26 protein-coding genes are annotated in these 26,194 nt (G+C 42.3%); all 26 read right to left on the reverse strand.

Translation table 11 applies throughout. From position 1 onward, the window contains the following. Positions 1-65 precede the first annotated feature (65 nt). The gene (locus B9A22_RS08940) at positions 66-2,177 is read right to left on the reverse strand and encodes a polyribonucleotide nucleotidyltransferase (protein WP_084575378.1); all 2,112 of its coding nucleotides are present in this window, start codon (positions 2,175-2,177) and stop codon (positions 66-68) included. 137 nt (positions 2,178-2,314) lie between these two features. Further along, entirely contained in the window at positions 2,315-2,581 is a 267-nt protein-coding gene (gene rpsO / locus B9A22_RS08945; RefSeq protein WP_084575379.1) for a 30S ribosomal protein S15, read from the reverse strand. A gap of 138 nt (positions 2,582-2,719) precedes the next feature. Further along, a complete protein-coding gene (locus B9A22_RS08950) occupies positions 2,720-3,646 on the reverse strand; it encodes a bifunctional riboflavin kinase/FAD synthetase (RefSeq protein ID WP_084575380.1) in 927 nt (308 codons plus the stop codon). Positions 3,647-3,693: 47 nt separating this feature from the next. Continuing rightward, entirely contained in the window at positions 3,694-4,578 is an 885-nt protein-coding gene (gene truB / locus B9A22_RS08955; RefSeq protein ID WP_245823908.1) for a tRNA pseudouridine(55) synthase TruB, read from the reverse strand. Next, complete coding sequence (locus B9A22_RS08960) at positions 4,575-5,543, reverse strand: DHH family phosphoesterase (RefSeq protein ID WP_084575381.1); 969 nt, start codon at positions 5,541-5,543, stop codon at positions 4,575-4,577. The genes truB and B9A22_RS08960 overlap by 4 nt, the downstream gene beginning before the upstream one ends. Positions 5,544-5,545: 2 nt before the next feature. Continuing rightward, positions 5,546-5,902, reverse strand: a complete 357-nt coding sequence (gene rbfA / locus B9A22_RS08965) for a 30S ribosome-binding factor RbfA (RefSeq protein ID WP_084575382.1) — start codon at positions 5,900-5,902, stop codon at positions 5,546-5,548. 30 nt (positions 5,903-5,932) lie between these two features. Further along, on the reverse strand, positions 5,933-8,512 hold the full coding sequence (infB, locus tag B9A22_RS08970) for a translation initiation factor IF-2 (protein ID WP_084575383.1): 2,580 nt from the start codon (positions 8,510-8,512) through the stop codon (positions 5,933-5,935). 38 nt (positions 8,513-8,550) lie between these two features. Continuing rightward, positions 8,551-8,856 (reverse strand): L7Ae/L30e/S12e/Gadd45 family ribosomal protein, encoded by a 306-nt coding sequence (locus B9A22_RS08975; protein WP_084575384.1) that lies wholly within the window; start codon positions 8,854-8,856, stop codon positions 8,551-8,553. Further along, positions 8,853-9,116: an RNase P modulator RnpM gene (gene rnpM / locus B9A22_RS08980; protein ID WP_371360999.1), complete on the reverse strand. Its 264-nt coding sequence runs from the start codon at positions 9,114-9,116 to the stop codon at positions 8,853-8,855. The genes B9A22_RS08975 and rnpM overlap by 4 nt, the downstream gene beginning before the upstream one ends. Beyond that, positions 9,113-10,192 (reverse strand): transcription termination factor NusA, encoded by a 1,080-nt coding sequence (nusA, locus tag B9A22_RS08985; protein WP_084575385.1) that lies wholly within the window; start codon positions 10,190-10,192, stop codon positions 9,113-9,115. The genes rnpM and nusA overlap by 4 nt, the downstream gene beginning before the upstream one ends. A gap of 29 nt (positions 10,193-10,221) precedes the next feature. After that, complete coding sequence (locus B9A22_RS08990; protein WP_084575386.1) at positions 10,222-10,680, reverse strand: ribosome maturation factor RimP; 459 nt, start codon at positions 10,678-10,680, stop codon at positions 10,222-10,224. Positions 10,681-10,913: 233 nt separating this feature from the next. After that, positions 10,914-14,594 (reverse strand): PolC-type DNA polymerase III, encoded by a 3,681-nt coding sequence (locus B9A22_RS08995; protein WP_084575387.1) that lies wholly within the window; start codon positions 14,592-14,594, stop codon positions 10,914-10,916. Between the two features lie 35 nt (positions 14,595-14,629). After that, entirely contained in the window at positions 14,630-15,301 is a 672-nt protein-coding gene (locus tag B9A22_RS09000; protein ID WP_084575388.1) for an MgtC/SapB family protein, read from the reverse strand. A gap of 90 nt (positions 15,302-15,391) precedes the next feature. Then, a complete protein-coding gene (locus tag B9A22_RS09005) occupies positions 15,392-17,107 on the reverse strand; it encodes a proline--tRNA ligase (RefSeq protein WP_084575389.1) in 1,716 nt (571 codons plus the stop codon). Between the two features lie 3 nt (positions 17,108-17,110). Then, on the reverse strand, positions 17,111-18,178 hold the full coding sequence (gene ispG / locus B9A22_RS09010; RefSeq protein ID WP_084575390.1) for a flavodoxin-dependent (E)-4-hydroxy-3-methylbut-2-enyl-diphosphate synthase: 1,068 nt from the start codon (positions 18,176-18,178) through the stop codon (positions 17,111-17,113). A 15-nt stretch (positions 18,179-18,193) separates the two neighbouring features. Continuing rightward, positions 18,194-19,225 carry an RIP metalloprotease RseP gene (gene rseP, locus B9A22_RS09015; RefSeq protein ID WP_084575391.1) on the reverse strand — a complete coding sequence of 344 codons (1,032 nt, stop codon included), beginning with the start codon at positions 19,223-19,225 and terminating at the stop codon, positions 18,194-18,196. A 26-nt stretch (positions 19,226-19,251) separates the two neighbouring features. Next, positions 19,252-20,412: a 1-deoxy-D-xylulose-5-phosphate reductoisomerase gene (locus B9A22_RS09020; protein ID WP_084575392.1), complete on the reverse strand. Its 1,161-nt coding sequence runs from the start codon at positions 20,410-20,412 to the stop codon at positions 19,252-19,254. Positions 20,413-20,436: 24 nt separating this feature from the next. After that, on the reverse strand, positions 20,437-21,273 hold the full coding sequence (locus B9A22_RS09025) for a phosphatidate cytidylyltransferase (RefSeq protein WP_245823910.1): 837 nt from the start codon (positions 21,271-21,273) through the stop codon (positions 20,437-20,439). Continuing rightward, the gene (locus tag B9A22_RS09030) at positions 21,274-22,056 is read right to left on the reverse strand and encodes an undecaprenyl pyrophosphate synthase (RefSeq protein WP_084575393.1); all 783 of its coding nucleotides are present in this window, start codon (positions 22,054-22,056) and stop codon (positions 21,274-21,276) included. 114 nt (positions 22,057-22,170) lie between these two features. Further along, a complete protein-coding gene (locus tag B9A22_RS09035) occupies positions 22,171-22,341 on the reverse strand; it encodes a DUF362 domain-containing protein (RefSeq protein ID WP_084575394.1) in 171 nt (56 codons plus the stop codon). Between the two features lie 3 nt (positions 22,342-22,344). Next, positions 22,345-22,545 carry a hypothetical protein gene (locus tag B9A22_RS09040; protein WP_084575395.1) on the reverse strand — a complete coding sequence of 67 codons (201 nt, stop codon included), beginning with the start codon at positions 22,543-22,545 and terminating at the stop codon, positions 22,345-22,347. Between the two features lie 4 nt (positions 22,546-22,549). Next, complete coding sequence (gene frr / locus B9A22_RS09045; RefSeq protein ID WP_084575396.1) at positions 22,550-23,110, reverse strand: ribosome recycling factor; 561 nt, start codon at positions 23,108-23,110, stop codon at positions 22,550-22,552. Continuing rightward, positions 23,107-23,835, reverse strand: a complete 729-nt coding sequence (pyrH, locus tag B9A22_RS09050) for a UMP kinase (protein WP_084575397.1) — start codon at positions 23,833-23,835, stop codon at positions 23,107-23,109. Before pyrH ends, frr begins: the two co-directional genes overlap by 4 nt. A 186-nt stretch (positions 23,836-24,021) precedes the next feature. Further along, positions 24,022-24,669, reverse strand: a complete 648-nt coding sequence (gene tsf / locus B9A22_RS09055; RefSeq protein WP_084575398.1) for a translation elongation factor Ts — start codon at positions 24,667-24,669, stop codon at positions 24,022-24,024. Between the two features lie 74 nt (positions 24,670-24,743). Continuing rightward, positions 24,744-25,442, reverse strand: coding sequence for a 30S ribosomal protein S2 (rpsB, locus tag B9A22_RS09060; protein ID WP_084575399.1), 699 nt, complete (start codon positions 25,440-25,442; stop codon positions 24,744-24,746). Positions 25,443-25,631: 189 nt separating this feature from the next. Further along, positions 25,632-26,192, reverse strand: coding sequence for a DUF6115 domain-containing protein (locus B9A22_RS09065; RefSeq protein WP_084575400.1), 561 nt, complete (start codon positions 26,190-26,192; stop codon positions 25,632-25,634). Positions 26,193-26,194 lie beyond the last annotated feature (2 nt).

The raw sequence follows: 26,194 nt of genomic DNA on the forward strand, positions 1-26,194 counted from the left end.
TGTTGGTGGCTATTTATGAGCAAAATAAAAAGACTTGGCTTATGCCAAGTCCCGATAGGTACTTATTATTGTTCTGCGCCTTCAAGGGCTGCTTCCCGTGGCTCTGCTTTTAGCAATTCCTTACGTGACAAATTAATGCGGCCTTGACGGTCAATTTCAGTGACTTTGACCATAATTTCATCGCCTACTTTAACAACGTCTTCAACTTTAGCAACACGTTCACGTGCTAGTTGCGAAATGTGTACAAGTCCTTCCTTGCCAGGAAGAATTTCGACAAATGCGCCAAAATTCATTAGACGAGTGACTTTGCCACTGTAGACTGCACCAATTTCCACACTACGCACTAGAGTTTCGATGATGCGTACTGCCTTTTGACCAGCCTCAACATCAACGGCGGCAATAAATACCTTACCATCATCCTCAATGTCGATGGTAACACCTGTTTCCTCAATAATCTTTTTAATCGTCTTACCACCTGGTCCAATAACATCACGGATTTTGTCTGGATCAATTTCCATCGTAATAATGCGTGGTGCAAAGGGCGACAATTCTTTTCTTGGCTCGTCAATAGCCTCAAGCATTTTTCCTAATATGTGCATTCGGCCGCGTTTTGCTTGAGCTAACGCATCTACAAAAATCTCTTTGGTGATACCTGATATTTTCATATCCATCTGCATAGCAGTCACGCCTTGAGCAGTACCGGCAACTTTGAAATCCATATCGCCAAGCGCGTCTTCCATGCCTTGGATGTCAGTCAAGATTGTGTGATTTTCACCATCTTTAACCAAGCCCATAGCAACGCCAGATACCGGCGACTTAATCGGTACTCCTGCATCCATTAGTGATAGTGTACTGCCGCATACGCTTCCCATGGAGGTTGAACCGTTGGACTCAATAACCTCCGACACCAAACGAATAGTGTACGGGAATTCAACCTCTGAGGGGATAACAGGTACTAGCGCCCGCTCAGCTAACGCTCCATGGCCGATTTCGCGACGTCCCGGACCACGTGACGGTCTGGTCTCGCCTACACTAAATGATGGGAAGTTATAATGATGCATGTAGCGTTTCGATTCCTCAACACCAAGACCATCAAGAATCTGCTCATCCCCGATAGCGCCCAGAGTAGTAATTGTAAAGACTTGAGTCTGACCACGGGTGAACAAGCCTGAGCCATGAGTACGCGCCAAAAGACCTACCTCACAGGTAATGGGCCGTACTTCGTCAATCTTGCGACCGTCTGGACGGATTTTATCGACAGTAATCATTTTACGGACAATTTCTTTGAGAATTTTTTGGAACATGTAACTAATGTCTTTTGCATTCTCAGGATAAATTGCTAAGAAATGCTCTGTAGCTTCAGACTTAACCTGTTTGATGTTCTCCTCGCGCTCGAGCTTGTCAGAATTAGATACAGCAATTTTCAACTTATCGGTTATGTAGTCCCTCATAGCTGCATCAATTTGACTTGGGACTTCATAAATAGGTTTTTCTTTCTTAGGTTTGCCGATTTTTGCAATAATCTCTTCTTGAAAAGCAACAATTTCCTTAATCGCAGCATGCCCAAATAAAATAGCTTCAAGCATGGTCTCTTCAGATAACTCGTTCGCTCCAGCTTCAACCATCAAAATGGCATCTTTAGTTCCTGCCACTACTAAGTTAAGGTCACTTTTCTCTTGCTGATCTATGGTAGGATTCAAAACAAACTGGTTATTGAGTAATCCAACGCGAACGCCGCCAATAGGCCCATTAAAAACAATGTCAGAAACGCCTAGGGCACAAGATGCACCAATCATTGCTGCAATATCAGGCGGGTTATTCTGATCCACTGACATTACTGTGGCTACCACATGAACGTCATTACGCAGGCCCTCGGAAAATAGCGGGCGAATAGGCCGGTCAATTAAACGACCAGCTAAAATTGCAGCTTCACTCGGACGTCCTTCCCGTTTGATAAATCCTCCAGGAATTTTACCTACCGAATACAAGCGTTCTTCATAATCCACTGTTAATGGAAAAAAATCAATCCCTTGTCTTGGCTCAGCCGATTGAGTTGCAGCTACCAATACAGCAGTATCGCCGTAGCGAACCAGCACAGCACCGCTAGCCTGCTTGGCCATTTTACCTGATTCAATGATCAAGGTCCGGCCACCTAATTCCATCTGGAATTTGTCCATATTTTGTTTTCCTCCTCTGATTAAACCCCTTTTCTTTTAGCAAAGATTAACTGTTCGACATTTTTCTTATTATTCCCTTTTTTATTTTTCTTTAACCTGGAAAATAAATAAAAAAAAAGCGGAAAGTCCGCTTTTTTTTATTTTCTCAGGTTTAGTTTTTCCAAAATTGAACGGTAACGCTCAATCTCACTTTCACGCAGATAGTTCAAGAGACCTCTGCGTTGACCAACCATTTTCAATAGACCACGACGGGAGTGATGGTCTTTTTTGTGCTCTCGCAAATGCTCAGTGAGGTAATTAATACGCTCGGTAAGAATAGCAATCTGAACTTCCGGAGATCCGGTATCATTTAAGTGCACACGATATTTTTCAATAAGTTTTTGTTTGTTTTCAGGTGTCAACACGATGGTTCACCTCCTTCTTCTTGCTTATCCCCATTAGCCAAGACATCGCCGGAGACTCGATTATCCTCGCTACGGTTAATAGAGTGACTAAAGCACTGTAATATATTTTACCATAAACTTTATGCCATGTAAACCTTGTTAGCTAACAAAATAATTTTTCCGGGCAAATTCAATATCAGCCTTCATTTGCTGCTTAAGTTGTTCAATACTGGTAAAAGCAATCTCGCCTCGAATGCGGTCAATAAATTCTATTTTTAACCGCTGTCCATAAATGAAGCGATCGAAATCCAAGATATGCACTTCTATCCGACGTGTTTGCCTTGTGAAAGTAGGATTATTACCGATATTAGCAACACCACTCAACTTTTCACCTGTTTCGTTATGGACATACACGGCGTACACCCCATCAGCAGGAACTAAGAGCCCCTGAGGAATAGCTAAATTTGCTGTAGGAAACCCTAACTTTCGCCCTCGCTGATCACCCTCAATAATTTTCCCAGTTATGGTTGCTGGCCGCCCAAGCAAATCTGCAGCAGGCTTGACAGCACCATCAGCAACCAGTTGCCTAATGGTGGTGCTGCTTACAATGACCCCTTCCACATCTACCATGTTCACTACATCGACAGTGAAACCGTGTTTAGAGCCAGCCGTTGTCAATAACGCTGGCGTTCCGGCACCTCTGTATCCATAAGTAAAGTTTGCTCCTACGACAACATGCCTAAGATTAATATTATTTACAATTTTTTGAAGAAATTTTTCAGGCGTTAAACGTAAAAGCTCAGTAGTAAAAGGAACATTAAATAACATGTCCACACCCAATTCTGCAATAAGATCAACTTTTTCCTGATTAGTTATAATGAGTGGTGGACAGCGGTCAGCATCAATCACGTTGAGAGGATGATTACTAAAAGTAAACACAGCGCTAGAACAGTTTTTGCTTCTTGCTTGCTGAGCAGTACGCTTAATGATCGCCTGATGCCCAATATGAATACCATCAAAAGTTCCTAACGCCATATAGACGGGCGGATACTGACGAACATTTTCTATCTGGGTAAAGACTTTCATACTGTTTCTGTTTCTCCTCATTACCGCCTATGTAAGAATCCGGATCGTTACCGATCCGGACTTAAGATTTTTACTGGCGTCAGTGTCGCATGACCTTCAGCCTGATATATTTCCCGACCGATTCCAATGAAATTATTCTGATAATCATAGATTTTTACTAAATCAGCACCGCTTTTTTCGCAACAGATAGTACGCCCATTTTTTACTGCCTGAGATTCTTGTTCAGATAAAACTATAGCAGGAACATGAGTCAGAACGCTATCCGCACTTTGAACAGCCTGTTCTTTATTAGCAAGAATTTCTTCGAGTGTTAAGGACTGTTCTAGAGAGAAGCTACCCACCCGTGTTCTGACCAAAAAGCTCATTACCGCCAGGCAATTCAGCTTGTAGCCAATATCAGCGCACAATGTACGAATATATGTTCCCTTAGAACAGGTCACATCAAAGACAATACCAGTTTCATACTCTGTCACAAGTGCAATATTGTCAATCATAATTTTGCGTGGTTTCCGCTCAACAGTCTGACCTGCGCGGGCCAGTTCATATAACTTTTTGCCACCGACTTTGATAGCTGAATACATGGGGGGGATTTGCTCGGTAGCACCAATAAAAGAAGTCAGCACTTCTTTTATCTGGCTCGCACTTGGCTTGTTATACGAACGTCTATTAATAATCTGGCCAGTATCGTCACCAGTGTCTGTTTCCAGGCCAAACGTAAGTTCAGCCCGATAACTTTTATCTGCATCGGTCAAATACTCAACTAGTCTAGTGGCATTGCCGATAAATACCGGCAAAATACCAGCTGCTGCTGGATCCAACGTACCGGCATGTCCGACACGTTTTATACTATACAGACGTCGGATAAACGCTACTACATCATGGGATGTCATTCCCGGGGGTTTTAGAACATTAATTATACCACTCTGCATCATTCAATCTTAAACCCTTTAGCTAACTGTTTTTTTGCTGCCTCTATAATCAACCGCTTAGCTATATTAAGAGGTTCTGTTACAGTGCAGCCAGCTGCCCGTGCATGACCGCCTCCACCAAAAGCGAGTGCGATCTGGCTAACATCTGCAGATCTGGAGCGCAAGCTTACTCGTATATTATTATCTGCTTCTTTAAACATGATGGCGATTTCAACGCCCTCAATGTTGCGTGGATAATTAATGAATCCTTCAGTTTCATCTCTGAGATTAGCTAATATTTCTTGTCTCAATGTCAACGTCGCTATTTGCCCGCTTTGACCACAGTCTACAATCTCCAGTGTCTCAAGCACTTTGGGCAATACTTCAATAACAGCCCGCGGCTTTGTATCAAGATGTTCAGAAATAATATGTGGCTTAGCACCCGCTGCCACCAGCTCCGAGGCAAATATAAGTGTTTCTGCCGAAGTATTGGCAAACCGGAAAAATCCGCAGTCAGTAGCTATTGCAGTAAACAATGCAGTGGCCATACTAGGAGTGATAATAGCGTCCACTTCTTTAAAAAGCTTTACAATTATTTCTCCGGTAGCCGCTGCCTGACTATCTATATACCAGTAGTCAGCAAATTTAAGATTAGATATATGATGGTCCAGATTAAGTATCGGCGCTTTCACCGCATCCCGGACTTTACCGATCCGCTCCAAATCGCTAGAATCAAGCACTACCAGCAAATCAGCTTGACTTTCTGAACTATCTGGTTTCTTGACTTTTTCCCAATCTGAAAGAAATTTAAAGGTTCGCGGTATTTCATCATCAAGCAACATCCTAACCTGTTTTCCTTGGGCCGACAGGTACGCATTCAGCGCAAGAAGCGATCCTAAGGCATCACCATCCGGATGAACATGGGCAGTAAGTACAATATTATTAGCTTCCTTTAACAGCTTGGCACTGTATGCTATAGAAACTTCCACTGTTACTGATTGCCTTCTTCCTGCTTAATTTTTAAGATAAGTTCCTGAATGCGCGCACTATACTCTAGTGTTTCATCAAGGTGTAGCGACAATTCGGGAGCAAATCTCATGCGAATGCGTTTACCAATTTCGGCCCGCATATAACCTAACGATTTCGTAAGTCCGGCCCAGGTTTCAGCTTTTTGGTCATCGGTGCCCATGAGGCTAACATACACCTTAGCACTGCGTAAATCGCCAGTAGCTTCCACTCTGGTAACTGTTACGAAACCAATACGAGGATCTTTAAGTTCAGTCAAAATCATTTTACTAATTTCCTGCTTGATAAATTCCTGAACCTTTTCTGCCCTCAGTTGTCCCATAGTAATTCCTCCGGTATCTAAACGTATGCTTTAACCTTTTGGGGTGACTTGTTCCATAATAAATGCTTCAATAATGTCGCCTTCTTTAACATCACGGAACTTTTCAACTGTTATACCACACTCATAGCCTTGTGCAACTTCTTTAACATCATCTTTAAAGCGGCGCAATGACTCAAGTTTCCCTTCATGTATAACAATACTATCTCGTATAAGTCGCACTTGGGCGGTACTGGTTATTTTTCCTTCAAGAATATATGAACCGGCAACAACTGCCTTAGGAATTGAAATTACCTGACGTACTTCAGCACGCCCCAAAATGACTTCTTTGAACTCAGGCGCCAGCATGCCAGTAATAGCGGCTTCAACATCATTAATTGCATCATAAATAACCCGGTAATTTCTAATATCAATTTTTTCATTGTCTGCGGCTTTACGAGCATTGCCGTCAGGACGAACATTAAAACCAATAATAAGGGCATTAGACGCCGCAGCCAGCATAACGTCTGATTCATTAATAGCGCCTACACCGGCATGAACTATGTTTACCCTTACTTCCTTATTTTTAATGGCTACGAGCGACTGGCGAAGGGCCTCGATTGATCCCTGAACATCAGCTTTAACTACAATGTTTAGGTCTTTTATGCTGCCTTCTTGAATTTGCTTAAATAAATCATCCAGTGAAACCTTCTGCGATTGCTTGATTTCATCTGTACGTTTTTTAGCTACACGTTTCTCGGCTACAGCCCTGGCTGTTCGCTCGTCAATAGCTACTAAAGTGTCGCCAGCTTGCGGAACATCAGCTAGACCAAGTACTTCTACCGGTGTAGCCGGTTCAGCTTTCTTTATTTTCTCGCCCCGGTCATTAACCATTGCCCGCACTTTACCATAAGCCGTGCCAGCAATTATTGTGTCGCCGATTCTAAGCGTACCTTTTTGCACTAAAACAGTTGATACTGGACCCCGTCCTTTATCAAGCTTAGCTTCGATAATTGTTCCATAAGCTAAGCGGTTAGGATTTGCCTTAAGATCAAGCATCTCCGCTACTAACAAAATCATCTCGAGTAGTTCGTTGATACCAGTCTTCTGATGGGCTGACACGGGAGCCATGATAGTATCGCCGCCCCAATCTTCAGGTATTAGCTGGTGCTCAGCCAATTGTTGCTTGACTCGATCTGGATTTGCTCCTGGTCGGTCCATTTTATTGATTGCAACAATAATTGGAACTTTTGCCGATTTGGCATGGTTGATTGCTTCAATAGTCTGAGGCATAACACCGTCATCGGCGGCAACTACCAGAATGGCAATATCAGTCACTTGTGCACCACGTGCGCGCATAGCCGTAAAAGCCTCGTGGCCCGGAGTATCTAAAAAGACAATTTTTTTGCCTTGACACATTACTTGATAAGCGCCAATATGCTGAGTTATCCCGCCTGCTTCCTGAGAAGTAACATGAGTTTGCCGGATAGAGTCTAAGAGCGACGTTTTACCATGGTCAACATGACCCATAACGGTAACAACCGGTGGGCGATAGACCAAATCTTTCTCATCGTCTTCAATTTCAGGAATTTCTGTCGGGTCTTCTTCTGGCGGAATTGCTTCTACCGCAACCCCGAATTCGCCACCTAAGATGGTAGCAGTGTCAAAATCAACTTCCTGGTTTATACTAACCATCGTTCCTAGCATCATTAGTTTTTTGATTACTTCGCCTGCTTCACGACCCATTTTTCCAGCAAGTTCTTTAACTGTAATCGATTCACCAATTTTAATGCTCTTAGGTTTGGGCATCTCAGCCTTGACCTGCGCAGCCTGATTTCTGTTAGGCTGATTCCTATGTTGGTTAGAACGCTGCTGTGAGTTTCTATTTCCCGGGCTTGAACCGCCACTATTTCGCGTGTTATTATTAGGCGGTCGACGATTGTTGTTTTGGAACTGCGAATTCTGCTGTCCTTGAGGTCTGTTGTCGGCACCTCCAGGACGATTCTGAGGCTGAGCAGCAGTCTGCGGGCGTTGTGGTGGTCGATTCTGTTGATTATTGTAGTTTGGACGATTTTGTGGTTGCTGTTGATTATTATATGCCGGCCGATTTTGCGGCTGTTGCTGTTGATTATTATATGCCGGCCGATTTTGCGGCTGTTGCTGTTGATTATTATATGCCGGCCGATTTTGTGGCTGTTGCTGTTGATTGTTATAAGGCGGCCGATTCTGCGGTGGTTGCTGTTGATTATTATATGTCGGCCGATTTTGCGGCTGTTGCTGTTGATTATTATATGTCGGCCGATTTTGCGGCTGTTGCTGTTGATTATTATATGCCGGCCGATTTTGCGGCTGTTGCTGTTGATTATTATATGTCGGCCGATTTTGCGGTTGTTGACTAGGAGTATGTACTTCTTTAGCTGGCTGCGACATTTCACGTTGTTCGGCTTTAGCTGCGGGTTGTTCAGGTGCTCCCGTTTTCCGCGCAAAAGTCCGCTCAATAGCCACCTTTGCATCTTCATCCACACTGCTCATATGATTCTTTGCAGTGATCTCATGACGTCCTAAAATATCTATGATAACTTTACTTGTAGTACTATATTCCTTGGCTAATTCATATACTCTGTATTTGGACATTGATCCACCCCCATTTTCTTTCTCTCCCACAGTACTATTTATTCTTCGAGAGCCCGTACAATCGGCGTGACAAAACCAGCATCGGTTACTACCACAGCCGCCCGTAATGCTTTACCTATAGCACCACCTAACTGCTCTTTAGTTAAAGCGCAGTAAACAGTAATATTCCTGTATTCAGCTTGATATTGATATTCTTTTTTTGTACTGTTAGATGCATCTGTTGCAATAATGAGTATTCTGGCTTTACCTGATTTAATAGCACCTTGCACAGCAAAATCGCCTGACACTATCTTACCAGCTTTTTGAGCCAGACCCAAAACCGACATTAGCTTTTGCTCATTCATTCCGTAATCCCAACCCTAAGCGCATTGTAGACATCTTCAGCAATCTGGTGTTTGAGAGCTCTTTCTAGTCGCTTCTCTTTAAAAGCTTTAGTCAAACACTGCTCACTGCGGCACATGTAGGCACCTCTTCCGGCTCTTTTTCCAGTAGGATCAAGCACAACTTCATCTTCTGGCGTTCTAACAACTCTCAGTAAATCCTTTTTTGATTTCATCTCTTGACAGCCAACGCACATTCTGAGAGGAATTTTTTTCGGCTTCACACCAATTCCTCCAGCGCCGCACTCGGTGAAAAGGCTGGTGATTGAGTAACCTGAGATTCGCTCTTGATATCAATTTTCCAACCGGTAAGTTTAGCAGCAAGACGGGCATTTTGTCCTTCTTTGCCTATAGCCAGCGATAGCTGATAGTCAGGCACAACTACCCGTGACATCTTTTCGGTTTCCTGAACTTCAACTGAAACTACCTTCGCCGGACTTAACGCATTAGCTATATATTTTGCCGGGTCGGCGTTCCATTTTACAATATCAATTTTTTCCCCTTTCAATTCGTTCACTATAGTTTGTACCCGCATGCCTTTGTGACCTACACATGAACCTACCGGATCAACTGTCTCATCACGAGAATAAACGGCAATTTTAGATCTTAGACCAGGCTCACGCGCTACTGATTTTATTTCAACCACACCATCGTGAATTTCAGGCACTTCTAATTCAAACAGGCGCTTTAACAAACCTGGATGGGTTCGGGACACCAGTATCTGAGGCCCTTTCGTAGTTTTCTTAACCTCAACTATATAGCTTTTCAACCGATCGCCATGTTTGTATGTTTCATCTGGAATCTGCTCAGATGGCGCTAAAATAGCTTCAGCCTTGCCCAAGTCAATAAAAACATTCTTCTGTTCAATTCGCTGAACAATACCTGTAACGATATCGCTTTCCCTATTAGAAAACTCCTCATAAATCATTCCACGTTCAGCTTCCCGGATTCGCTGCACAACAACCTGCTTAGCCGTTTGAGCAGCAATTCGCCCGAAATTCTTCGGTGTAACCTCAAGTTCGACTACATCATCAAGTTCATAGCGTGGATCAATTGCTTTGGCTTCACTAAGAGATAATTCAAGACGTGTATCACTGACATCCTGCACAACATTTTTTCGCGCATATACATGTATTTCACCGGTAGTCCGTTCTAATGACACTCGTACATTTTGCGCTGACCCAAAATTTCGTTTATATGCTGAAATCAAAGCAGCCTCAATGGCATCAAACAGTATTTCAGGTGCAATACCCTTTTCTCTTCCTAGCTGTTCAAATGCTTGCATAAATTCTGCATTCATTAAAATTCCCCCTATTCAATTTTCACTGCTTAAAATTCAATATGAAGCCTGACTTGAGCAGTCTTTTCTCGCGGAATACTCACGACTTGCCCGTCAACCTCAATGCGAACATCGCCATCAGCCAAACCAATTAGTTTGCCTATAAATAACCTTTGTTCATTGATCGGCTCATATGTCTTTATTTCTACTTTATCACCAGCATGACGAATAAAGTCACGTTCCTTCTTTAGTGGACGGTCAAGACCTGGTGAAGACACTTCAAGGTAATAATGGTCTTTAATCAAATTGATCTCATCTAGTTTGGCCTCAAGGCGCTCGCTCACCCACTGACAATCATCAATCTCAATCCCCGCTTCTTTGTCTAAGAACACCCTCAGATACCAGTCGCGTTCTTTAACATATTCAGCATCAACCAGTTCGAGAGCACTATCAGCAATTATATCTGATACAAGCTTTTCAACAACTGATTCTATTTTTTCTTTCGACATGTCTTATTAACACCTCCGATTAACGGTTCTAAGCCGTAACAGTCTCTTGCTTTTTATTGTTACCTGATATCTTACCCCTCATACCTAATTATGGTAAGAAGTATTAACGCCTAAAATAAGATGAAAGAGTGGGTGCTCGGTACCCACTCTTGAAAAGTCAAATACTTTTATACTGCAATTATTATACCATTAAAATGGTAATCTTACAACCGGCTTTGGTCAATTTCTTAAAGTCATGCAAAAAGCATGATTTGATCCGTATCATCTAGCCCTTCTAAACAACCATGATTCTTTAAAATATCGATAACCGTTTTAGACACTCTACTGCGCGAACGTACATCTTCAATGGATGAAAAATGTTTGCTTTGACGGGCAGCTACAATGTTCTGCGCAGCTGATACACCTACTCCCTGAAGGGAACCAAGTGGCGGCAAGAGACCGTTACCAACAATTTTGAATTTGGTGGCATCCGATTTATATAAATCTACCCGATGTAAGACGAAACCGCGCAAGTACATCTCGTGCGCCATTTCTAAGACTGTTTGAATACTTTTCTCTTTAGTGGAAAGCGTATTTCCTTTTTCCTCTAGGGCTACAAGTTCATCCTTAAGCACTTTGGTTCCTTTAACAATCAAGTCAGCATCAAAATCTGTAGCCCTAACGGTAAAATAAGCCGCATAAAATGCCAACGGATGATGTACTTTACAATAAGCTATACGAAAAGCCATCATAACATAAGCTACAGCGTGAGCCTTAGGAAACATGTATTTAATCTTTTGGCAAGATTCAACATACCACTCAGGTACATTTTTGGCTCTGATCTTCTCGACATCATCGGGCTTAACGCCTTTACCTTTACGTACACCTTCCATAACCTTGAACGCTAACTGCGAGTCAACGCCTTTATGAATAAGATAAACCATAATATCATCGCGTGTGGAGATGGCTTCCGACAGTTTAGCCGTGCCACTTCTAATAAGATCCTGGGCATTATTGAGCCAGACGTCAGTACCATGGGAAAAACCGCTTATCCGTACCAATTCACTAAAGGTTTTAGGCTTAGTATCTTCAAGCATTTGTCTTACAAACTTAGTTCCAAATTCAGGTATACCGAATGTGGCAACCGTACTATTAAGCTCTTCAGGTGTAAGTTCAAGAGCATCTGTCGATGAAAATAAGCTCATCGTTACAGCATCGTCAAAGGGAATACTTTTTGCATCAATACCTGTCAAGTCTTCAAGCATTTTTATTACCGTCGGATCGTCATGCCCTAGAATATCAAGCTTAACTAGTCGACTGCTAATCGAATGATAATCAAAATGAGTCGTAATTGTTGAAGAGTTTTTGTCATCTGCTGGATATTGGATCGGTGTAAAATGATGCACATCCATATCACGCGGAATAACCATGATACCTCCTGGGTGTTGCCCAGTCGTTCTTTTTACTCCGGTGCAGCCACCAAGCAGTCGATTTATATGAGCATTACGGGCACCACAGCCTTTTTCACTTAAATAGTTCTTAACAAATCCGTACGCTGTCTTTTCCGCTATTGTAGCAATTGTTCCTGCTCTAAATACATTATCACGGCCAAATAATTCTTCAGTATATTTATGAGCTACCGGCTGGTAATCACCGGAAAAGTTAAGATCAATATCAGGCACCTTGTCACCGTGGAAGCCCATAAATACGGCAAATGGGATATCATGCCCATTTTTCTCCATTTGAGTCTGGCAGTTAGGACACTCTTTATCAGGCAGATCAAATCCACCTCCATAACTGCCATCATTTATAAATTCACTATATTTGCAGTTAGGGCAGCGCCAATGCGGCGGCAGTGGATTAACTTCAGTTATACCTGTCATGGTAGCAACAAAGGATGAGCCTACCGAACCCCGGGAGCCTACTAGGTAGCCGTCATCCATTGACTTTTTAACAAGCTTATGAGCGATAAGGTATAACACAGCAAACCCGTTATTTATGATGGATTTGAGCTCATACTCAAGACGTTCAGACACAAGTTCAGGCAATGGCGTCCCGTATAGCAATTCCGCGTTTTGATAAGACATAAATTTGATTTCTTCTTCTGCTCCAGGTATCTGGGGTGAATATAATTCTTCGGGGATTGGTTTAATGTTTTCAATAAGATCATTGATGCGACGCGGAGTCTCTACTACAACTTCATAGGCTTTGTCAGGACCAAGGTAGCTAAACTCAGACAGCATTTCATCAGTTGTCCGGAAAAAGAGCGGCGGCTGCCGATCGGCGTCATCATACCCTTGGCCAGCCATAAGAATGCGACGGTATACTTCATCTTCTGGATTTAAAAAGTGCACATCACAGGTAGCAACAACTGGTATCCCCAGCTTTTTGCCAATATCGCAAACTCTAATATTAATATCTCGCAGGCCTTGCTCATCAGCTACTTTTCCTTTACGCAATAAGAATTCATTGTTTCCGGTAGGCTGAATCTCGAGATAGTCGTAATACTTAGCAATATTTTTTAATTCCTCTTCACTGCTTCCATTTATCATAGCATGGATTAATTCGCCAGCCTCGCAGGCCGAACCTAGTATCAAACCTTCGCGATGACCATCAAGTATTATCCGGGGTATGCGCGGTTTACGATGCAGATATCTCAGATGCGATATCGATACCAGACGGTACAGGTTTCGCAGACCAATGTTGTTTTGCGCTAAAATTATAATATGGCGAGATTGGTTGATATCGTCATCAAATAGATAACCCTCCATACCATAAATCACTTTTATTCCAGCACTGCTTGCTTCCTCATATGCTTCAGGAAATGCCTGCACCACACCATGGTCGGTGATAGCAACAGCCGGGTGCCCCCATTTAGCCGCAGTCTTAATAAGATTTTTTGCAGAAACAATAGCATCTAGTGCACTCATACGAGTATGAGCATGAAGTTCAACCCGACGGATAGGCGCATTATCTTGGCGTTCAATTCTTTCCTCCGCCCTGCACATGCTATCGGCAAATAATACTAATTCATTAGCAAATTTGTCGTACTGAACCGTGCCTTTAACAGTAACCTGCATACCGTTTTTAATGAGTCCAGATGTCTTGTTAAATTGTTCTTTATTATCAAAAAATACTTTTCCGCTAATGCCATCAGTCAAGTCAACAAGATCAAAAGTTAATAAAAACCGACCTGATTTTAATTCTTTTAATTCGTGATTAATGATTTGACCGGTAAGAATAACATTCCGTGCTTCTTCTTGGATAGCGTTTATAGGCTGCACAGAATCGGCGACGCCTCTTATATTGCGACCAAATATTATTGGACTATCACCAGATTTAGATTTGAGCTGCGGTGCAGCCACTTCAATCAGGGCTTCCTTATATGCAGGCGTTAATAACGCATCATCACACTCGACCGGCGCTTCAACAGCTGAGCTGGTAAACTTGACTTCACAAATTTGGCCAAAGTCTTGAATAATAAACGATTTTATGGTCTGTTCCATACCACGATCTGTTAAAATTGCTGTTGATAGGTCGCCAACAGTCTCTATTGTTAATGTTTCTTCGTCATAGACCCAAGAAGCACTCAATAACAGGTGTTTAATGGCATGATGGCCTTGAACAACTCGTTCCACAAATCGGGGCCAGTTTTGCGTCAAATATTGTTTCAAATCTTTGATCTGTTGGTTAAATACAACTTTACTCAAGCCACATTTCTGACATAAATGCTCTGCAGCAACGTTAAGCACCTGCTCTGAAATAGGTTTGGCAGCAGTTATATGTATAATCCAAGCCCCAACAGAAGGATTAATTTCAACTTTATTTACTTGAGCCGTCATTAGTAATTCACGATCAGCCGAATCAACTGGCAACCCATCGACAAACTGGAAAAAACTCTGGCAATTCTCTGGTATAACACAATAACTAAGCATTAAACCTCTCCCATCAATAACAGGTCACAACTATTTTAACATGGTTTATCAATGGAAAGCACCCCGTCAATTTCAGTCAGTTCTGCAAATATCTGTATCATATCGGCATTTGACGGTATTTTTAGGACAAACTCAAGGTTTATTACTTTTTCTTCTGGAACATGGTGCATGGTTATATTTTTAATACCGATACCATGTTTTCCGAAAAAAATGCCCACCTTTCCAAGCTGACCTGGTTGATCGCGTACAACAATCTTAACTCTGTCACAATATTTATTGCTCCAATGGTGTCGTTCCATCTGACCAAATAGCACTAATGTCAGAAATACAAGCGCAGTTCCCGCAATACCAGTAAAGAATAGACCACAGCCGATAGCTAAACCGATCCCCGCTACTACCCATAAACTGGCCGCAGTAGTAAGCCCTTTGACAGTCAGACCTTCTCTAAGAATAGTCCCTGCCCCTAAAAAGCCGATACCGCTAACGACTTGAGCAGCAATTCTACCTGGATCTTTATTTACAGATTCATAACCGGCAAAACCATAAATAGATACTATCATCATTAATGTCGAACCCACGCATACCAGAATATGAGTACGCAAACCTGCAGGACGCTCAAGGCTCTCACGTTCCATTCCAATTAAACCGCCAAGAATGCAGGAGATAACCAGCCGCAAAACAATATCCACTTCACTGATTGGAACCATACCGTCACCCTTTCTACTCTTTTTATTCGCTAATGTAAAAAGCGTGATAACCAGGTATCACGCTTAAGAGTATGAATTAGCTACGTCAAGTTACAGTTTAGCAAGCAATTCCTTGATGCCATCCAGATAATCTGTTGGGCCAAAATAAAGTGTCTCGCCTGTACGCCGTACTTTAACCTCAATTAGATTCTCATTAATAGCTTTAGGACCAACCGTAATCTTCAGTGGATACCCGATAAGGTCTGCGTCTTTAAACTTAACCCCTGGACGCTCATTACGGTCATCAAATGTGGCTTCCACGCCTTTAGCATTTAACTCACCATATATTTTTTCCGCTAAAGCCATCTGAGCTTCATCTTTGCTATTAACCGGAACAACTACCGCATGATAAGGAGCGATAGGCACAGGCCAGATTATACCATTTTGATCATAATTTTGTTCAACAGCTGCTGCCATTGTACGGCTAACACCCACACCGTAACAGCCCATAACCATCGGCTTCTCTTTGCCATCTTCACCAATAAAAGTCGCTTGCAGCGAAGTGCTATATTTAGTAAACAGCTTAAATACCTGACCAACCTCAATCCCTCGAGCCGTTTTAACTGGCTCACCGCAACGCGGACAAGGATCGTTCTCCTGAATTAGGCGGATATCCGCAACAATGGAAGGCTTAAAATCACGGACAGGATTGACGTTAATATAATGCTTGTCTTGTTTGTTAGCACCACACACGGCATTGTACATCTTCATAACAGTACCATCGGCAACAATAATGATATCTTTTTTATCGCCAAGACCTACTGGCCCAATATATCCCGCGCTGCTCTGCAACACATTTAATATAGCCTCCTCATTAGCCATATCAAGTTGTAAGCAACCAACCTTGTTTAACAATTTTATCTCATTAACTTCATGATCTCCGCGAACAAGAGCCAGAACAATGGTGCCGGTATCTGTGCGATAAGCCAAAGTCTTTATAGTTTTTTCGGGGCTGATACCCAGAAACTGGCTAAGATCGGCAATTGACTTAGTTCCTGGCGTATCTTTTTCTGTCATAGGCATGCTTTCTTCAGCTTGAGTAGTCATCGGATACAGCTCGGCTTTCTCGACATTAGCAGCGTAATCACAGCTACCGCAGTAAATAATTGCCGCTTCCCCTGATTCGGCAAGAACCATGAATTCATGTGAACCACTGCCGCCAATAGCGCCGGAATCAGCCTCTACCGCACGGAAAGTCAAGCCACAGCGGGTAAATATCCGTGAATAAGCATCATACATCTTATTATAGCTCCGGTCCAGCCCTGCCTCATCGCGATCAAATGAATATAAATCTTTCATTATGAATTCACGGCCACGCATAAGGCCAAACCTCGGCCTAATCTCATCTCTATATTTATTCTGAACTTGATACAGCATGAGGGGCAACTGACGGTAAGAACGAACCTCGCCCCGGACAAGAGTGGTAATCATTTCTTCATGAGTTGGTCCCAAGCAGAAATTACGATTATGTCGGTCTTTCAGGCGGAACATCTCATCGCCATAGACGCTCCACCGACCAGTTTCCTGCCACATTTCAGCTGGCTGAATAATCGGCATTGCCAGTTCCTGACCACCTTTGGCATTCATCTCTTCCCGTACTATTGTTTCAATTTTTTTTAATACACGCCAAGCCAAAGGTAAGTATGAATAGATGCCTCCTGCCGCCTTACGGATAAAGCCTGCCCGTAACATTAGTTGATGGCTTATTACCTCGGCTTCTGCCGGAGTTTCTCTTAAAGTTGGTGCAAATAATTGGGAAACACGCATTTATTAATTGTCCTCCTTATTAAGTTTATCAATTTCAGCAAACAGCGCACTTACAAGTTCATTTTCCGGTACTTTTCGGATAATCTCGCCTTTACTAAACAGTAGGCCTTCACCTTTGCCGCCGGCAATACCAACATCAGCTTCCTTTGCTTCACCTGGGCCGTTTACAATGCATCCCATTACGGCAACAGTTATTGGCTTATTCACAAGCTTAAGCTTGTCTTCCACTGTTTCAGCAATATCTACTAGATTAATTTGACAGCGGCCACATGTTGGACAAGATACCAGAGTAGGGCCGTATTGCCTTAGTCCCAAAGATTTAAGGATTTCATTAGCTACTCGGACCTCCTCCACCGGATCTCCAGTAAGAGACACCCGAAGAGTATCACCAATTCCCTGCGCTAAGAGCGCCCCTATCCCCACTGCTGATTTTATTACACCAGACCGCACTGTTCCTGCTTCAGTTATCCCAAGGTGCAATGGATAGTCTACAACCTCTGACATAAGCTGATAGGCCATGAGAGTAAGTGGCACATCGTGTGCCTTCAATGATATTTTAATATCATAAAAGTTATGGCTCTCTAAAATACCTATATGACTGAGTGCACTTTCCACCATTGCCTGTGCAGTAGGACGCCCGCCATGTTTGGCAAGCATCTCCTTGCTGAGCGATCCAGCATTAACACCAATACGAATTGGAATGCGCCGCTTTTTGGCTTCTCTCACAACTACCGCTACATGCTCGGAATCTCCAATATTACCTGGATTTAAGCGAAGAGCATCTATACCTCGTTCGATAGCTGCCAGGGCCAGACGGTAATCAAAGTGAATATCGGCAACAAGCGGGACATCGACAGCCGTTTTTATTTGATCTATCGCCAAGGCGGCCGACATATCAGGTACTGCAACCCGAACTATATCACACCCAACGTCAAGTAATCTCTTAATCTGCGCTACAGTATCAGTAACATTTTCTGTACGGGTATTGGTCATAGATTGTACAGATATCGGGGCAGTGCCCCCTATAAGAACTTTACCAATTCGAATTGGACATGTTTTCTTCCTCTGCATACTTTAATCACCAGCTTAAAACAATTTTAATCGTGATATGTCTTTAAAGGTTGCCACAACAAATAGAAGCATTAACAGAGCAAAACCAATCATTTGAATAAATTGCATTTGATTCTTGTTAAGCGGTTTGCCTCTCAAACCTTCAACAGCCAGAGTTACGACATGCCCCCCATCCAATACCGGAACTGGCAGAAGATTGATTAAGCCTAAATTAATGCTTAAAAACGCAGCAAATTGCAACAAAGGAATGATTCCGAGTTGAGCCACTTCTCCAGCCATTTGCGCTACACCAATTGGCCCTGCCACATCAGCTGCCGTCTTGCCGGTAATCATTTCCCCAATACCAACAAGCATGCTTTGAGCAACAATACCAGTTTGCTTAGCAGCTAAAACTGAGGCTTCTAACATCCCTGGATTATATTTATCAATTTGAGGAGTTACCCCGATTATACCCCGTTTGCCTTTTTCGTCATATTCAGGAGTAAGTGTGGCAGTTCTTCCTGTCTCAGTGCCGCGCGAATAAGTGATAACAAGCTTAGATCCGGCATTTGTCTGAACAACGCTAACAAATTGACGCCAAGAATCTATAGATGCCCCATTTACTGCTGTGATCCGGTCACCGGGCAAGAGTCCAGCTGTAGCGGCCGGTTTCTCTGAAAAAACCGTACCGATTAGTGGCTGATTGGAAGGAGTATCAATACCTGCACTCATAAATACGATAAAAAGCAAAATAATAGGCAATACGAAATTCATAGCTGAACCAGCCACAATAACCAGCATCCTAGCCCAGATAGGCTTGGCGCTGAATGAACGTTCATCCTGCTCTTCATCCGGATCCATACCGGCAATTTTATTGAATCCGCCTAGAGGTATAATACGAATGGAGTAGACTGTTTCTCCGACTTTCCGGCTTATCAGCTTAGGCCCAAAACCGATAGCAAACTCATCAACCCTCATACCGACACTTTTAGCTGTAATAAAGTGACCAAGCTCGTGAAACAAAATCAATAGGCCAAAAACAAAAATAGTCGCTATAACTGTGAACAATTTTTCACCAACCTTTCAAGTACTGGTTACCGTTTTCTGAAATCAGCTACAGCCGTAAGCGCACAGCGCCTGGCCCAAGTATCTGCTATATATATTTGGTCTAGATCTATATTATGAACGATTGTATGACTTTCCATAGTATTAGCTATTACTTTTGGGATATCAAGAAAGCGAATTTCGTTATTCAGAAAGGCGTATACTGCCACTTCATTGGCAGCATTGAAAACACACGGCATTGTTCCTCCCTTTTTCCCAGCATCATAAGCTAATTTTAATGCTGGAAAATTAACGGTGTCAGGCACATCAAATGTTAAAGCTGACAAAGCCTTAAAGTCTAGGCGCGGGAAACTAGTTGGTAACCGCTCAGGGTAAGACAAAGCATATTGGATTGGCAACCGCATATCAGGCAAGCCGAGCTGGGCCATAACGCTGCCATCAATAAATTCGACCATAGAATGAATTATACTCTGTGGATGAACACACACGTCAATTTGCTCATAGTCCACGCCAAATAACCATTTTGCTTCAATGACTTCCAATCCTTTATTGGCTAGTGTAGCTGAGTCAATAGTAATTTTGCGCCCCATAGACCAGTTAGGATGACGTAAACAATCCTCAACAGTAACATTCTCTAGTTCATCAATTGTCCGTCCTCGGAATGGCCCACCAGAAGCAGTTAAAATAATACGAGCAATCTGTCTTTTGCTTTCTCCTTGCAAACATTGAAAAACAGCACAATGTTCGCTATCGACAGGGTAAATGCTCACATTATGTTCTTTCGCTAAAGCCATGACGAATTCACCGGCAGCTACTAACGTTTCCTTATTTGCCAGAGCAATATTTTTTCCTGCTTTTATGGCAGCAATAGTTGGCTTTAGACCGGCAAAACCAACTAGAGATGTTAAAACTGTATCTGTCTGTTGAAAAGTCGCAGCTTCCAGAAGCCCTTCCTCACCAGTTAAAATTTTTGTCGGTCCATGATATCTGGCAGCCATACGATCAGCCGCTTGTTTATCAATTAACACAGCAAATTTAGGTTTAAAATATTCAATTTGCTCTGCCAGCAACTGTTCGCTTTGGTAAGCAGCCAAAACAGTTATTTTGTATTTATCCGTATTAGCGGCAATAACATCCAATGCTTGTGTGCCAATTGACCCAGTACTTCCTAAAACGGCGATTTGCTGCATAAAGAGGCTCTCCTGTCTAAAATTCTACGATATAATAAAAGCTTTAACATAATAATATACTACCGGAACGGCAAACATAATGGCGTCAAAACGATCGAGCACTCCCCCATGCCCTGGCAGTGCGTTACCAGAATCCTTGACTCCGGTAAATCGCTTTAATGCAGATTCTGCAAGGTCACCTACTGGAGCGGCGATACCTACCAAAAATCCTAGGATTAAAGTATGTATAAGCGACAATCCACCTAGTGCCCCCATAGCGGTAATACCAATAACACTGCCAACTAACCCTCCAGCCGCTCCCTCATACGTTTTCCCAGGACTGATGGCCGGACATAACTTGTGGCGCCCAAATATTGAACCTACAAAATATGCCATGGTATCACTGGCCCATGTTCCGATAAAAGCCAGCCAGAGATAAACTGCGCCAGCAGATAAATTGCCTAGTATGGTGGGTATGTATTGCTGTTGTTCAGTGAATCGAAGAAGTAATAAATGGGAAAATGGCAAGCTAACATATAGTGTCCCCAAAAGGGTAATAGCCGCATCAATAATCCCAAAATTATTATGGGAAATTACCGTTTTTGCCATTATCAGTAAAACAAGCAAGAGAATTACCATAATCAATTCCTGCTCGTTACCAAGCCATGCACAACCTAAGGCTAAAATGATGCTAAGTAGTCCAATACCATATTGAACATTTATATCTTTGGCATACATCATTTTAGCAAACTCATGCCATGCAACCACCGCAAGCAATGCTACAGCAGTGGCAAATACCCATGTTCCGTAATTGATAATGTAAATGGCGACTGGTATTCCAATAACTGCTGTTAAGATACGCATACCAAGCAATGTAGGCACCTACCGTTTTTTCGTATTTTTAATACCACCAAACCGCCGTTCCCGCTGTTGAAATTCGTATATTGCCTGTACTAAATGCTCTGGTTTAAAATCTGGCCAGTTAATCTCGGTAAACCAAAATTCAGTATATGCCATCTGCCATAACAAAAAATTACTAATACGAAAATCTCCGCTTGGCCTGATTAATAAATCTGGCGCTGGCAGGTTAACAGTATATAGGTTTTCTTCAATAGTTGACTCATTAATATCTTGTAGCTCTAGTTCTTTATTTAGAACTTGTTCTGAAATTATTTTAACAGCACGCAAGATCTCAGTCCGTCCACCATAATTTACGGCTAAATTTAAAATCAAGCCGGTATTGTGAGCCGTTTGCGCCTGAGCTTTTTCAATTTTCTTCTGCAAGGTTGGGGCCAGTTCATCAATCTTACCAATAAACCGAATCTGCACATTATTCTGCTCAAGTTCGGCAATCTCATTATCCAGATAATCAGCCAGCAGACTCATAAGTAAACTAACTTCCTCGTCCGGCCGCCGCCAATTTTCAGTAGAAAATGCATAAGCAGTTAATACCTGTATACCAATTTCAGCAGATGCTTTCACAACTTCCCGTAAGGTTTCAGCACCAGCTCGGTGGCCTAAAGTACGGGGAAAACCTCTTTTTTGAGCCCATCGGCCGTTACCATCCATAATTATAGCGACATGCTTAGGAATTCTTGCTGAGTCAATATTGTTATAGCTTGTTTGTTCCTGATTATCTTTTTTAGAAAACCACTTCTTCCACACACTAAGCCCTCCGCTAAACTTTAGCTGTATTCATTACCAAAATTATCCCCTAAATCTAGTAAATTTAGCCAACGAATATCAAATTTAAACCCCCTCTTGCGAGGGGGATTTAAATTATTCCGGAGCTTTAATTGCACCAGTCGGGCAAACTGCCGCACAAGCGCCACACTCAACACATTCATCAGTGATGGTGTAAATAGGCTCACCTTCTTTGATGGCTTCAACCGGACAAGTGGCAGCGCAAGAACCGCATGCAACACAGTCGTCTGTAATTTTGTAGGCCATTACTTAAAACACCTCCTTTCCCATTTTAGCAGCAACTGTTAAATTATAAATACCATTGGCGTCTGATTGCTGCCTAATAACATAAAGCGTATCTTGCAGTTGAAACATTGTGCGTGAAGGCTGAGTCATTGTAACAGTATAGTTAATATTCTCTTGTTTCAACTTACATATTACCGCAGATAATGGTTGCGCAACTGTATCCAATCCGTTACACTTCCATTATTTCTTTTTCTTTTGTAGCCATGACTTGGTCTACTTCTTTGACATATTTATCTGTAAGTTTCTGAATGTCATCCTGAGCCTTTTTAGCCTCGTCTTCAGAGATTAACTTATCCTTTTCGACTTTTTTAATATCATCATTAGCATCACGTCGTAGGTTGCGGATAGCTACTCTGGATTCTTCAGCTTTTTTATGTATGACTTTGACGATTTCTGAGCGCCGCTCTTGCGTAAGCTGCGGAATAGACAACCTAATGACAATACCATCACTATTTGGCATCAGCCCTAAGTCTGACTTTTGGATAGCCTTGTCAATCGCGTTAATCATTGTTTTTTCCCATGGCTGAATAACAATCATTCTCGGCTCGGGAACCGAAACATTTGCCACCTGATTGACAGGAGTTGGCGTACCATAGTAATCTACCAAAACTTTTTCCAAAAGAGAAGGGGTTGCCCTTCCTGCACGCAAGCTACCGTACTCTTTCTTTAACACTTCTAACGCTTTTCTCATCTTGTCTTCATGGCCAGAGTAAATTTCCTTGACTGTCATTTTTTTTCTCCCCCAACGATAGTTCCTATATCTTTGCCTAATGCAGCTTGCAAGATATTGCCAGGCTCATCGATACTAAATACTACAATTGGAATTTTATTATCCATACACAGCGAGGTAGCAGTCGAGTCCATAACGCCTAAACCACGCTGCAACACCTCGATATATTCAAGTTCTTTGAATTTTTTGGCATCCGGATTGTGACGGGGATCTGAATCATAGACTCCGTCAGCATTCTTTTTCGCCATTAAGATTACATCAGCCTCAATTTCAGCTGCTCTTAACGCGGCTGTCGTATCAGTTGAAAAATAGGGATTTCCCGTGCCAGCTGCAAAAATAACTACGCGTCCCTTTTCCATATGGCGTATAGCCCTGCGGCGAATATATGGTTCAGCAACTTGTTGCATATTAATAGCGCTCTGTACTCTAGAATCAACACCACAATGCTCAAGCGCATCCTGCAAAGCCAGTGCATTCATTACAGTTGCTAGCATGCCCATATAGTCTGCAGTGGCCCGATCCATTCCTTTAGCACTGCCGGCAAGGCCGCGCCAAATATTCCCACCGCCAACAACAATAGCTACATCCAAATTATTGGCTTTAACCTCTTTAATTTCTTTGGCGATCGAATCAACCACAACAGGATCTACACCATAGCCTTTATTCCCAGCCAAGGCCTCACCACTTAATTTTAAAACAACGCGTTTATATTTACCAGCGACCAATACGGGAACCTCCTCTAAATTATATTTCTACGAATAGTGAATAAATCCTTTATTTGGCACAATATTTTTTTATCCTGATAGAAAGTATAACTATCTCCTGGATAAGGCCAACATCGGCTTGCGCTTCGCCAACGGCTTGGCGCTAGCCGTGTTTTCTTTAGAAAAAAGAGAACACAAAGTGTTCTCCTATTTTTTAACAGCTGCCATCACTTCAGCCGCAAAATCATTGGCTTTTTTCTCAATACCTTCACCTAATTGATATCTGGTAAAACGACGGACAGAGATGTTTTCGCCAATTTTGGCCACTCTTTCAGTAATTAATTGAGTTATGGTTTTATCCGTATCCTTGATGAAAGTTTGTTCTAAAAGACAAGTTTCTTCATAAAACTTTTTCAAGCGGCCTTCAATCATTTTCTCAACGATATGAGCCGGTTTACCTTCATTAAGTGCCTGAGCCCGAAGTATTTCTCTTTCATGATTCAATATTTCCTCAGGTACTTCTTGGCGAGCAACATAGCTTGGGTTAGCAGCAGCTATTTGCATGGCTATATCTCTTACTAATGACTTAAAGTCATCAGTTTTGGCAACAAAGTCGGTTTCACAGTTAACTTCAACAAGGACACCGATCCGTCCTGATCCATGGATATATGCTTCAACAAGTCCTTCAGAAGCTACGCGGCTAGCTTTTTTTGCTGCAGCAGCCAATCCATTCTCCCGTAAAAAGTCAACAGCTTTTTCCATATCTCCGTTGGTTTCGCTCAGCGCCTTTTTACAATCCATCATGCCTGCACCAGTACGTTCCCGTAATTCTTTAACCATTCCAGCAGTTATCATATAAAATCCTCCTAGCTATCATTAAAGGTAAGAGGGCAAAAAAGCCCCTTACCTTTAAACTGTACATAATAAGGTTATTCTGCCATCTGTTCGCCTTGACGACCTTCCAAAATAGCGTCAGCAACTTTTGCAGTAAGTAACTTGACAGCGCGAATTGCGTCATCGTTACCGGGGATAACATAGTCAATTTCATCAGGATCACAATTGGTATCAACAATACCAACAATAGGAATACCTAAATTACGGGCTTCAGCCACAGCAATGCGTTCTTTGCGGGGGTCAATAATAAAGAGCGCGCCTGGAAGTTTGTGCATATTTTTAATGCCACCGAGAAACTTCTGCAGCCTTTCCATCTCATGGCGCAAAGTAATTACTTCTTTCTTAGGCAACACTTCAAACATGCCTTTTTCTTCCATATTTTCAAGTTCACGCAATCTGTTAATGCGTTTTTGAATAGTCTGGAAATTGGTCAGCATACCGCCAAGCCATCTTTCATTAACATAAAACATGTCACATCTGATCGCTTCTTCTTTCACGGCTTCCTGAGCCTGCTTTTTGGTACCTACGAACAGCATGGTTTGCCCTTGGGCAGCTAGGTCGCGCACAAAATTATACGCTTCCTCCACCTTTTTAACTGTTTTTTGTAGATCAATAATGTAGATACCGTTACGCTCCGTAAATATGTACGGGGCCATTTTGGGGTTCCACCTTCTGGTTTGATGTCCGAAATGCACACCAGCTTCCAAAAGCTGTTTCATGGAAATAACTGACATAATATACACCTCCTGTTAAATTACCGCCGCAATCCGCATTTTTTGCCGACACCATTTTTTCTGGCACAGTGGCAAAATTGGATTGCGTGTGTGATAACACCGAAAAATAGTATAGCATAACTTTCTCTGGATAACAAGTCAAACTCTCTTAAAAGTTCTTATTTTTCACTTTTTATTATGCCAATCCTTTTATTTTTTATTCAACTGTAGAAGAAGCATAATTTCGCCTTTACCCATACCAGTAGCTTTAGCAATCTCAGTAACATTATATCCTTGATCGGCCATAGCAATAATAAGTTGGTGTTTTTTATTAGTATTCACCGGTTCCTTGACCACAGGCCTATCAATTATATCTGGTTTATCAAAAGGTTTGACTATTTCATATTGACCTAAAGCCGTCGCCCTATCATTAATATTAGAGTCCGGTAAGGCGACCTTATTTTGTCCAGCCACAACCCACTTGTTTTCTAAATTAATTAATTGTTCAACAATTCGATTGGCATGCTCAACTTGACGGCTAAGTATGCTAATCTTTGCCTCAGCTTCATCTAATAAGAGCTCAATCTTTTCTGCCTCATCCTCTAGCCGCTTAACTACCGAATCAGCAGTTCGTTCGATTTGCTGGGTAAACTCATTAGCCGGGGTAGATACGTTTAAGGCAAACATCTTCATAATCATTTCCTTTTTGTATATCAGGAAAAATACCAAAAGCAATACGGCAAGGATGAAAATAATAACGTTGGTAAGCAAGA

It is taken from the genome of Sporomusa malonica, assembly GCF_900176355.1.
GTDB classification, from domain to species: domain Bacteria; phylum Bacillota; class Negativicutes; order Sporomusales; family Sporomusaceae; genus Sporomusa; species Sporomusa malonica.